General features: G+C 64.5%; 8 protein-coding genes. 5 read left to right on the forward strand and 3 right to left on the reverse strand.

Annotated elements, in window-relative coordinates:
- Positions 1 to 68: 68 nt before the first annotated feature.
- Both JS46_RS12220 and JS46_RS12225 read left to right on the forward strand, forming a co-directional pair.
- Positions 69 to 1424, forward strand: a complete 1356-nt coding sequence (locus tag JS46_RS12220) for a formimidoylglutamate deiminase (RefSeq protein WP_033751469.1) — start codon at positions 69 to 71, stop codon at positions 1422 to 1424.
- Positions 1421 to 1960, forward strand: coding sequence for a HutD family protein (locus JS46_RS12225; protein WP_033751471.1), 540 nt, complete (start codon positions 1421 to 1423; stop codon positions 1958 to 1960). The genes JS46_RS12220 and JS46_RS12225 overlap by 4 nt, the downstream gene beginning before the upstream one ends.
- Here the strand turns inward: JS46_RS12225 and hutC are convergent.
- Positions 1944 to 2699, reverse strand: a complete 756-nt coding sequence (hutC, locus tag JS46_RS12230; protein ID WP_033751474.1) for a histidine utilization repressor — start codon at positions 2697 to 2699, stop codon at positions 1944 to 1946. The genes JS46_RS12225 and hutC overlap by 17 nt on opposite strands.
- Before the next feature lie 264 nt (positions 2700 to 2963).
- Between hutC and hutH the strand changes: the two genes are divergently transcribed.
- From hutH to JS46_RS12245, 3 genes are all read left to right on the forward strand, one after another.
- Positions 2964 to 4523, forward strand: coding sequence for a histidine ammonia-lyase (hutH, locus tag JS46_RS12235; protein WP_033751476.1), 1560 nt, complete (start codon positions 2964 to 2966; stop codon positions 4521 to 4523).
- A 10-nt stretch (positions 4524 to 4533) separates the two neighbouring features.
- Complete coding sequence (hutU, locus tag JS46_RS12240) at positions 4534 to 6219, forward strand: urocanate hydratase (protein WP_033751478.1); 1686 nt, start codon at positions 4534 to 4536, stop codon at positions 6217 to 6219.
- Positions 6220 to 7120: 901 nt separating this feature from the next.
- Entirely contained in the window at positions 7121 to 8278 is a 1158-nt protein-coding gene (locus JS46_RS12245) for a M20 aminoacylase family protein (protein WP_033751481.1), read from the forward strand.
- Position 8279: 1 nt separating this feature from the next.
- Here JS46_RS12245 and ybiB read toward each other — a convergent pair whose 3' ends face one another.
- Both ybiB and dinG read right to left on the reverse strand, forming a co-directional pair.
- Complete coding sequence (gene ybiB / locus JS46_RS12250; RefSeq protein WP_033751484.1) at positions 8280 to 9248, reverse strand: DNA-binding protein YbiB; 969 nt, start codon at positions 9246 to 9248, stop codon at positions 8280 to 8282.
- A 54-nt stretch (positions 9249 to 9302) separates the two neighbouring features.
- Positions 9303 to 11480 (reverse strand): ATP-dependent DNA helicase DinG, encoded by a 2178-nt coding sequence (gene dinG / locus JS46_RS12255; RefSeq protein ID WP_033751487.1) that lies wholly within the window; start codon positions 11478 to 11480, stop codon positions 9303 to 9305.
- Positions 11481 to 11565 lie beyond the last annotated feature (85 nt).

Consider the following 11565-nt stretch of genomic DNA (forward strand, 5'->3'; position numbering starts at 1 on the left):
GCGGACGATTTACTCCGCCTTTTAAAGTATGTATATGTATATACAACTACAGCCGGTGAGGATCAACTATGGCAACCTTTTTTGCTCCACGCGCGCTGCTGGCCGACGGCTGGCGACATCAGGTGCGCATTACCGTTAACGACGCCGGCATCATTGAGCGCGTCACGCCCGACAGCGACGCACACGACGCTATCCGCCTGCCCGGCGCAACCCTTCCCTCTGTCGCTAACCTGCACTCGCACGCCTTTCAACGCGCCATGGCCGGGCTGGCGGAGGTCGCGGGCGATCCCCAGGATAGCTTCTGGACCTGGCGCGACCTGATGTATCGCATGGTGCAGCGCCTGACGCCGGAGCAGGTCGGCGCTATCGCCGCGTATCTCTATATCGACATGCTAAAAGGCGGCTATACCCAGGTAGCGGAGTTTCACTATCTCCATCACGATCCCAGCGGCGCGCCCTACGCGCAGGACGAGATGCTGCAGCAGCTGATGCAGGCCGCCGACATCGCCGGCATCGGCCAGACGCTGCTGCCGGTGCTCTACAGCCACAGCGGCTTCGGCGCGCAGCCGCCGCTGCCGGGACAAAAACGTTTTATTCAGCAAACCGACGCCTGGCTGCGGCAGCAGGAACGGCTGGCGGCGAGCGTGCGCGATAAGCCGCTGCTTAATCGCGGCCTCTGCTTTCACTCGCTGCGCGCGGTGAGCGAAACGCAGATGCGCGAGGCGCTGGCCGCGAGCGATACCGCGCTGCCGGTGCATATCCACGTCGCCGAGCAGGAGAAAGAGGTCAACGACTGCCTGGCCTGGAGCGGCGAGCGGCCGGTGGAGTGGCTGCTTAACCGCTTTGAAGTCGATGCGCGCTGGTGCCTGATCCACGCCACGCATCTCGACGCGCGCGAAATCGCGCAGCTCGCCGCCAGCCGCGCGGTGGCCGGTCTCTGCCCGACCACCGAAGCTAATCTCGGCGACGGCATCTTCCCGGCGGCTGAGTTTATCGCCCAGGGCGGACGCTGGGGCATCGGCTCCGACAGCCATGTTTCCCTCAGCGCGCTGGAGGAGCTGCGCTGGCTCGAATATGGCCAGCGGCTACGCGATCGCCGCCGTAACCGCATCACCACGGCGGAGCAGCCCTCGGTAGGCGATCTGCTGTGGCGCGGCGCGGCGCTCGGCGGCGCGCAGGCGTGCGGCGTTGCGCTCGGCGAACTGTCGCCGGGTAAACGCGCCGACTGGCTGGTGCTGGCGGAGGATGAATGGCTCGACAGCGTGGGCGACGAGGCGCTGCTCAACCGCTGGCTGTTTGCCGGACAGCGCGCACAGATCCGCGAAGTGTGGGTCGCGGGTCGCGCGGTGATCGAGGCGGGACGCCACGCCGCGGAAGAGCGCTGCGCGGCCGCGTTTCGCCAGGCGATGGCGGCGCTGCGATGAGAACGCGCTTCTGTTATGCCGACCTTCCGGTCAGCCGCTGGCGCAACGGCGGCGGCGAGACGCGCGAAATCGTCAGCTATCCGCCGGGCGAAGCGGATTTCGCCTGGCGCGCCAGTATCGCCACCCTCGCCCACGACGGCGATTTCTCGCGCTTTCCCGACATCGATCGGGTGATTACGCTGCTGCGCGGTGATGAGGTGCGGCTCAGCGCGCCCGGTACGACCCACCGGCTGATGCCGCTTCAGCCGTGGCGCTTTCCCGGCGAATGGGCCATCCACGCCGCGCTGCAGGGGGAAAGCGAAGATTTTAACATCATGACGCGACGCGACAGCTGGGCGGCGGAGGTAGCGGTGACCGCGCAGGCGGCGGCCAGCCTGCACGGCGTCGCCTGGACGATCGCCGGCGAATGGCGGCTGGATAACGGCGAACGGTTAGGCGTCGCGCAAGGTGTCTGGTGGCTGGATGAGGAGACGCGGCTGACGCCGGTCACGCCAGGTGCGCAGCTGCTGCTGACGCGTCTTAGCCGTGTCCCTTAAAGCGGCCGAGCAGCTTATAGCGCGATCCTGGATAGAGCAGGCGCGCGTAGGTGACGATTTTGGTGTCGCTCCAGGTCTGGCGTCGAATCAGCAGGCAGGGCTCGTGCTCATCCAGCGACAGATATTTACGCTGGCGCGCGTCTGGCAGCACCGCTTCGACGATATGCTCGCCTGCGGTGAGCGGCGCCACCTGCATCAGATAGGTATAGGGCGTAAGCCGATGGTAATCCTGGCTCAGGTAATCGGGCGCCACCAGCGGATTGACCAGACGATCCTCCAGCTGCACCGGCAGATCGTCCTCATAGTGCACGATCAGCGAATGAAATAAGGTTTGACCGGTGCTTAAGCCAAGCACCGCCGCCTGCTCGGGATCGGCTTTATTCTGGCCGATCGCGAGGATCTGGCAGCGATGCTGGTGGCCGCGCTGGGCGATCTCGTCCGCGATGTTATGCACTTCAAGCATCGCCGTGTAGCCTTTCATCTCGGCGACGAAGGTGCCGACGCCCTGCATCCGCACCAGAAACCCTTCACTGGTCAGTTCGCGCAGCGCGCGGTTGATGGTCATGCGGCTGACGCCCAGCTCGTTGACCAGCTCGCTTTCAGACGGCACGCGCTGGTTCGCCTTCCAGCTGCCCGCGCGGATCTGGCTAACGATCGCCTGCTTGACGCGCTGATAGATTGGGGCTGGCTCATCGCTCATCGCGGCCGCCAGCTGCGCTATTGCCGAATGCTCGACCATATTCATTTCCTTATCACGGTAGTGCCTGAAGTTTACTGTCTTGCGGCGTAAATGTATATACATCCTCAGCCCCGCCCGTCTCGCTATCGCACGCCAGCTGAGCACGCTAATTTGTGATCGCGCTGGCATAGCAAATGCTTATAGCTTGCCAGTTGTATAGACAAGAATAGACACTTGTGGTTCACTCGATTTCATTCGCTGCGCAGAGTGAAAACGGTTCAGGTTTTTGCTTAACGCGCTTACTTGTATAGACAGGAGTAGACTATGTCAGGTTCGGCTCAGGCGATGCGCCTGGTTCCCGGTAAAGTGGATCTTGCCGCGCTGCGCAGGATATATCAGGGCGGCGTGACGCTCACGCTCGATGAGCAGGCGCAGGAAGCTATCCTGCGCGCGCAGCAGACCGTGGATGAGATTGTCGCTTCCGGCAAGGTGGTATACGGCATCAATACCGGCTTCGGCAAGCTGGCGCAGACGCAAATCCCCGCCGCCCGCCTTGCGGAACTGCAGCGTAATCTGGTGCTGTCGCACAGCGTCGGCCTGGGCGATCTGCTGCCCGACAACGTAACGCGCCTGGTGATGGCGACCAAAATCATCAGCCTGGCGCGCGGCCATTCCGGCGTGCGTATCGCGCTGATCGACGCGCTGCTGACGCTGTTTAACGCTGGCGTGATGCCCTGTATTCCGGAAAAAGGCTCGGTCGGCGCGTCGGGCGATCTGGCGCCGCTCGCCCATCTCTCGCTGATGCTGCTCGGCGAAGGCCAGGTACGCGTCGAGGGCGCGCTGATCCCCGCGCGCGACGGCCTGGCCTCTGTTGGGCTGGAACCCTTCGTGCTCGGCCCGAAAGAGGGTCTGGCGCTGCTTAACGGCACCCAGGTGTCGACCGCGCTGGCGCTGCGCGGCCTGTTCGAGGCGGAAAACCTGATGGCCGCCGGGCTGGTAGCGGGCGCGCTGTCGCTGGAGGCGATTAAAGGTTCGCTGAAACCTTACGACGCGCGCATTCATCAGGCGCGTGGCCAGCGCGGGCAAATCGCGGTGGCCGCCGCCGTCGAGACGCTGGTCAACGGCAGCGAAATTCTTGGTTCGCACGCTAACTGCGGCCGGGTGCAGGACCCCTACTCGGTGCGCTGCGTGCCGCAGGTAATGGGCGCCTGCCTCGACAATCTTACTCACGCCGCGCGCGTGCTGCAGATTGAATCCAACGCCGCTTCCGATAACCCGCTGGTGTTCAGCGACAGCGGCGATGTCATCTCCGGCGGCAATTTCCACGCCGAACCGGTGGCCTTCGCCGCCGACATTATCGCGCTGGCGGTGGCGGAGATCGGCGCCATTTCCGAACGCCGCATGGCGCTGCTGCTCGACACCGGCCTTTCTGGCCTGCCGCCCTTTCTGGTGCGCGACGGCGGCGTCAACTCAGGCTTTATGATTGCGCAGGTCACCGCCGCCGCGCTGGCCTCAGAGAATAAATCGCTGGCGCATCCGGGCAGCGTCGACAGCCTGCCAACCTCCGCCAATCAGGAAGATCACGTCTCGATGGCGACCTATGCGGCGCGGCGCCTCGGCAGCATGTGCTTTAACACCGCCGCAGTGGTCGGTATCGAAGCGATGGCGGCGGCGCAGGGCATCGAGTTCCATCGTCCGCTGCAAAGCTCCGCCCTGCTCGAGCATGAGATTAGCCGTATTCGTCAGCAGGTTGCCTTCCTTGAGGAAGACCGCCTGCTGGCGCCCGATATCGACGCCATGCGTCTGTGGGCCAGCCGTAGCGACTGGCCCGATTTTCTCACGGCGCTGCTGCCCAGCCAGCAGACCGTCTCTTCTGGTGAATAAGGAATCTGCTATGAGCGAAACTCTCTCCCAGGCCGTGGCGCGCGAAGTGCGTGCGCCGCACGGCACTACGCTGCACTGCGCCAACTGGCTGATCGAAGCCGCCTGGCGCATGATCCAGAATAACCTCGATCCCGACGTGGCCGAGCGGCCTGAAGATCTGGTGGTTTACGGCGGCATCGGCAAAGCGGCGCGCAACTGGGAATGCTTTGAACAGATCCTGCGCTCGCTGGAGCTGCTGCAGCCCGACGAAACCCTGCTGATCCAGTCGGGCAAGCCCGTCGGCGTCTTCCGCACCCACGCCGACGCGCCGCGCGTGCTGCTGGCGAACTCCAACCTGGTACCGCACTGGGCCAACTGGGATCATTTTCACGAGCTGGATAAGGCCGGGCTGATGATGTACGGCCAGATGACCGCCGGTTCGTGGATCTATATCGGCGCGCAGGGCATCGTGCAGGGCACCTATGAAACCTTCGTCGAAGCGGGCCGCCAGCACTATAACGGCGATCTGGCCGGACGCTGGATCCTGACCGCCGGTCTGGGCGGCATGGGGGGCGCGCAGCCGCTGGCAGGCGTGCTGGCGGGCGCCTGCGTGCTGGCCATCGAATGTCAGGAGTCGCGCATCGATTTTCGTCTGCGCACCCGCTATGTCGATCACAAAGCCTACACGCTGGACGAGGCGCTGACGCTGATTGAAGAGGCGACGCGGGCGAAACAGGCGATCTCCGTCGGCCTGCTGGGCAACGCCGCCGAGATCCTGCCGGAGATGGTGAAACGCGCCCGCGCGGGCGGCCTGAAGCCCGATATCGTGACCGATCAGACCTCCGCGCACGACCCAATTAACGGCTATCTGCCGATCGGCTGGGACGTGGCGCGCTGGCAGTCCGAACGCGCCAGCGCGCCGAAAGCGGTGGAAAAAGCGGCGCGCGCCTCAATGGCGGTGCACGTGCAGGCGATGCTCGACTTCTGCCATATGGGCATCCCCACGGTGGACTACGGCAACAATATTCGTCAGGTAGCGCTGGACGAGGGCGTCGAGAACGCCTTTGATTTCCCGGGCTTCGTGCCGGCCTATATTCGCCCGCTGTTCTGCGAGGGCAAAGGGCCGTTCCGCTGGGTGGCGCTGTCGGGCGACCCGGAAGATATCTACAAAACGGATGCGAAGCTCAAAGAGCTGTTTCCGCAGCATAAAAGCCTGCATCGCTGGCTCGATATGGCGCAGGAGCGCATCGCCTTTCAGGGCCTGCCAGCGCGCATCTGCTGGCTGGGGCTGGGCGAGCGCCATCTGGCCGGACTGGCGTTCAACGAGATGGTGCGCAACGGCGAGCTGAAAGCGCCGATTGTGATTGGCCGCGATCATCTCGACTGCGGTTCCGTCGCCTCGCCGAACCGCGAAACCGAGTCGATGAAGGATGGTTCCGACGCGGTGTCCGACTGGCCGCTGCTTAACGCCCTGCTGAATACCGCGGGCGGCGCGACCTGGGTGAGCCTGCACCACGGCGGCGGCGTCGGCATGGGCTTTTCGCAGCATGCGGGCGTGGTAATTGTCTGCGACGGCAGCGAGCAGGCCGACCAGCGTCTGGGCCGCGTGCTGTGGAACGATCCCGCTACGGGCGTGATGCGCCATGCGGACGCCGGGTATGAGCGCGCCCAGGCCTGCGCGGCCGAGCACGGGCTTAATCTGCCGATGGTGAAGTGAGGGACGCCGGGCCGGGCGCGGGCGGCGGCGGGTTCCGTCCCGCCTGACGGGGGTTGCCTGCTGCGCAGGCGGCGCTGAGCGGGTTCCGCCCGCCAGGCGGCAGGGAGTTTCAGCCGCTCCGCTGCTGGCGTGCGTGTTAAGGGGCTCGCCAGCCCCTTAACAATCCCGGCTTCCGGCAGCCTCCACGCCGCGCTGCGCGCGGTTCCTTCGTTGCTTACGTCGGCCGCACGGACCCGTCGGGACAGGCCGTCCTGGCCTGGCCCTCCCTCTCGCCGACGTCCTGTCGGCTCGTCCTGGCCGCCGTGCGCGCCTCAGCGTGTCGGATGCCTCTACTAACCCCCGCCTGTGATTTCCTGGCTTTTCATTAACTACGGCATCATCTGAATGCATGTCTCATGCTTTCAACGACGAAGTTGCGTCTTCAATAATCAGGACGTACAGCGGGGGTTGTGGGGGCCATCGCAGCCGCTGAGCGGAGGAAGGATTTCAGGATGAGGCGACAGGACGTCGCCGAAAGCGCGGGCCAGGCCAGGACGGCCTGTCCTGCGCGGTCCGTCAGAAATCCTGACGAAGCGAAGGGACCCGCGCAGCGGGCGGCTGAGCTGGCCCGGGGCGCGGGTGCAGGGCCGGCGCCTACCGGCCCTGCTCGGTCGCCCGCAGCGGGCGAAATGAAACTGCCAGGCTACCGGGCGAACGAAACCCGCTCAAGACCGCCTGCGCAGCAGGCCAGTCGCCGCGCACAAAAGGCAAGCGGGGCCGCTACCCCGCACCGCCCCAGCCGGTCTGCTGCCCCTTATTCCCTTTGGTTCTGACCTATAGCCAAATTCCCAGCCCGGAAGATAGACGCGCCTGCGCCTTGCCACTAAAGTGGAGACTCATCACTACAGGAGCGCGATTCCGCATGACCCTATCCCCTGCCCTGCTCGACAAAGCCCAACACTGGCGTCATCAGCTGCACCGCGAACCGGAACTCGGTTATCAGGAGCATAAAACCAGCGATCTGGTCGCGCAGGAGCTGGAAATGGCGAGGCTACAGGTGCATCGCGGGCTGGCAGGCACCGGCGTGGTCGGCACGCTGCGCAACGGCGACGGCCCGGTTATCGGACTGCGCGCCGATATGGACGCCCTGCCCATCACCGAAAAAGGCAACCCGCAATGGCGCTCTGCGCGTCAGGGCGTGATGCACGCCTGCGGCCACGACGGCCATACCTCGATATTGCTGGCGGCAGCGCTGCAGCTGGCGGCCACGCGTCGCTTTCGCGGCACGGTGCACTTTATCTTTCAGCCCGCCGAGGAGAATCTGGGCGGCGCGCGCAAAATGGTGGAAGAGGGTCTGTTTCAGCGCTTCCCTATGGATGCGATCTATGCGCTGCATAACTGGCCGGGCATGCCGGTGGGATCGCTGGCGGTCAATCCCGGCGCGATGATGGCGTCGCTCGACTCGTTTGAAATAACCCTGACCGGCAAAAGCTGCCACGCGGCAATGCCGGAAAGCGGCGCCGATCCGATGGTGGTGGCCGCCGAACTGATTCTGGCGCTGCAAACCATTCCCTCGCGCCGCCTCTCGCCGCTCGCCTCGGCGGTGGTCAGCGTCACGCAGATCCACGGCGGCGAAGCGATTAACGTCATTCCGGAAACGCTGGTGCTGCGCGGTACGGTGCGATGTTTGCAGACCGACGTACGCAACAAGGTACGCGGTCTGATCGAAGAATTTGTCACTACTCTGCCGCGCCCGTTCGGCGTCAGCGGCGCTGTGCACTGGTTTCCCGGCTATCCGGTCACCGCCAACCACGCCGAACCCGCTGAGCAGGTACGCATGGCGGCGCAGCAGATGCTGGGCGAAGAGCAGGTCCACTGGCAGGTGAATCCCTCTATGGCGTCGGAAGATTTCGCCTGCATGCTTGATGTCTGTCCCGGCGCCTATTTCTGGCTGGGCGCCGATGGCGCGACGCCTTCTGCACCGCTGCACAATGCCGAATATGACTTTAACGACGCGCTAATCCCGCTGGGCGTGACGTTCTGGCAGCGCCTGGTCGAACAGGCGCTGCCGCAAGGCTAACTTAAAACCCGGCGTCGCTGAGGCGTGCCAGGCCCGCCTCCAGCGACGCGCTTTCTCCGCTGGCGCGCAGGCAGCAGGCGATTTGCAGACGCAGCGCCTGCGGCACCGGGATCTCGCCCTTCAGCACCCTTTCCGTCCAGCGCGCGGTCGCCTCGGCCGATTTATCCGCTGGCAGCTCCGGCGCCGCTTCCGGCTGACGCTCAACCCAGACTTCCGCTTCGCGTCCCGCGCCGGGAATAAAGCTGATTGCCGGACAGCGCAGCGGACTGGCGTAGACTTCCCCTTCCGTGCCGTTCAGCAGAATGGCGGGCGCGTCGATATCGCTAAAGAATTTCGCCACGCGCGGCACATATTCCGGATGCGATACGCTGGAGAGACGCAGCGCGGCGCGTTCGCCGAACGGCGTCGCCAGCTTCACCAGCGTATGGGCGCTGCTGCGCACTCCCATCCGCCAGCGCAGCGAAAGCTGCTTCGCCATCGGCGGGCAGAGATGATCGATGGTGATAAAGGCGAGGCCGCTTTGGTCCAGCGCCGCCTGCGCCTGCTGCTGCGTGGTCACCGCCGCAATGCCGAGCGCGGCGAACACCGCCTCGCTGGTGATGCGCGTCGGATCATCGCTGACGCCGTGCACCAGCACCGGAAAGCCCAGACGATTCAGCAACAGCGCCAGCAGCGGCGTCAGGTTGCCCTGACGCCGCGCGCCGTTGTAGCTGGGAATAACTATCGGCTGCGGACGCTGCGCGGGCGCCTGCAGCGACATCATGCGCGCCTGCATCGCCTGATAGAAACCGCGCATCTCCTCTTCGCCTTCGCCCTTGATGCGCAGCGCGATGAGAATGCCGCCCAGCTCCAGCTCCGGTACTTCACCCGCCAGCATCGCCGTATAAAGCGCCTGCGCGGTGGCGAGGTCGAGATCGCGCGCGTGATTTTTGCCGCGTCCGATCTCTTTAATCACTTTGTTCAGTTCCATTCTTCGCTTCCGGTCAGGGGCCGCGCCAGGCGGCGGCCAAAAGTTAGTCAGTGGTTAACGCTTCGCCGCCGGCCGCCGGGTGGGGCGCCGTTTGTTACCCGCCAGCGTGGGCGCGCGTTTCACCTTCAGCGCGGCGGGCGCCTCCGGCTGCTCGATAGGAAAGACCGGCAGCGCAGCCAGCAGGCGGCTGCCATAAGTTTTGCTCAGCAGACGACGGTCATAGATGACGATTTCGCCGTAGCACTGATGACTACGGATCAGGCGGCCAACCTGCTGGATCAGCGTAAAGGAGGCGCTCGGCAGGCTCTGCACCTCAAACGGGTAGCGATTCAGGCTCTTGAGCCATTCGCCTTCGGTCAAAATTACCGGACTGTCCACCGGCGGAAAAGCGATTTTATGAATATGCACCTGGCTCAGCAGCTCGCCTTTTAAATCCAGCCCTTCGGCGAACGACTGCAGACCCACCAGAATGCTGGTGTCGCCCTTCGCCACCCGTTTACGGTGCAGCTCCACCAGGCGCGAGCGCGGCTGATCGCCCTGCACCAGCATGGTCAGACGCAGCTCCGGCAATTGTGCGACGAACTGCTGCATCGCGCGGCCGCTGGCGAACAGCACCAGCACTCCTTTGTGCTTCTCCTCTTTCATCTGCTGACGGAAAAAGGCCGCCATTTCGGCGATATGCTCCGCTTCGTTAGCCAGCAGCGGCTCGTAGCGCATCTGCGGGATCACCAGCTTGCCCTGCTCGACGTGATTAAACGGCGAGTCGAGCGCCACAAATCGGTCGCCGGCCTTCTCGCTCAGGCCCGACATCTCCTGCAGGCGGCCGAAGCTGTTGAGCGAGCGCAGCGTGGCGGAAGTCATTACCACATGAGGGATTTTGCGCCACAGCAGCTTCTCCAGCTGATCGCTGACGCGAATGCCAGCGCAGTGAAACAGCAGATGCGCCTGGCCGTCGCGCAGCTCGCGCGTGATCCACTTCGACACCGGCGCGCCCGACGCTTTCGGCATCGCCGCCAGCCGCCACAGCTTGCTGACCGATTCGAACCAGCCGAACTGGCGGTTAAGCTGCAGCAGATTGCGGTGCAAACGCATCAGATCGACGCTGCCGGTCTGCTCGCTGAGGGCGTTGATCAGCCCTTCCGCCAGCCCGCGCAGCGCGTCGCTCAGCTTGAACAGGCGCGCGCAGAGGGCCAGCAGCTCTTCAGGCAGCTCGCCGAGCACAAAGCGAAACTCGCCCGGCTGGTTGTCGGCGGGCAGCAGCGGATTGAGCGCCTGGCTCAGCGTCGTCAGCAGCTCGCGCAGCTCCTCGCAGTGCGCCTTAAGACGCTCCGGATTGCTGAGCGGCGGCGGCGATTTCGGGCGCATCTGCGTCATAATGCCCTCTACCAGCCGCACGAAGAGATCGAGCTGCAGGCTGCTCCAGCCGGGCGTGATGTCGGCGCTCATCTCCAGCGCGTCGCGCGCCACCTCCGGCAGATGGTGTCCTTCGTCCAGCACCAGCATCAGGTGCTTCGGCGGCGGCAGCACCGACTCGTTCTCCATCGCCGCCATCACCAGCGCATGGTTAGCCACCACCACATCCACCTGCTCGATTTCACGGCGGGCGACGAAAAAGGGGCATTCGCGATACCAGCGGCAGTGCGCACCGAGGCAGCTCGCCTTGTCGGTCGAGAGGCGCTGCCACAGGCTGTCGCTGATGTTCTCTTCGCTGTGATCGCGCAGTCCGTCCCACGCGTAGCTGCCGAGCGACTTCTCCAGGCGGCCGCACTGCGTTTGCTCCTCCTGAGTGCTGCTTACCGCTTCGTCGTCGAGATAGAGCAGCAGATCGCCCTGCTGATCGTCGCTGGCCGCCAGCGCCGCCAGATTGCGCGGACAGACGTAGCGCCCGCGCCCGAAGGCGGCGGTAAAGGTAAGATCGGGAATGATCTTTTTCAGCAGCGGCAGATCTTTGGTAAAGATCTGATCCTGCAGCGCCACGTTGGCGGTGCTGACGATCAGGGTCTTCTCTTCGGCGCGGCTCGCCGCGATGCCGGGGATCAGATAAGAGAGAGTTTTGCCGACGCCGGTCGGCGCTTCAATCGCCAGATGACGCGCGTCGTCGCCCGCCAGGCACTTCGCCACTTCGGCGATCATCTGACGCTGCGGCGCGCGCGGAATAAAGTCCGGCACCTGCGGCTGTAGCGCCTTATACCACTGCGCTATCTGGCTTTTTATTGCTGCTGTCAGGGCCATAGTCGTTTACCGCCGGGTGAAAATGGCCTGTATTTTTACACAGTAATCCGCCAGCGTCAGCTTCGGGCCGCATTTTTTCGCGCCA

This window comes from Pantoea sp. NGS-ED-1003 (assembly GCF_000738765.1).
GTDB lineage: Bacteria > Pseudomonadota > Gammaproteobacteria > Enterobacterales > Enterobacteriaceae > Pantoea > Pantoea septica.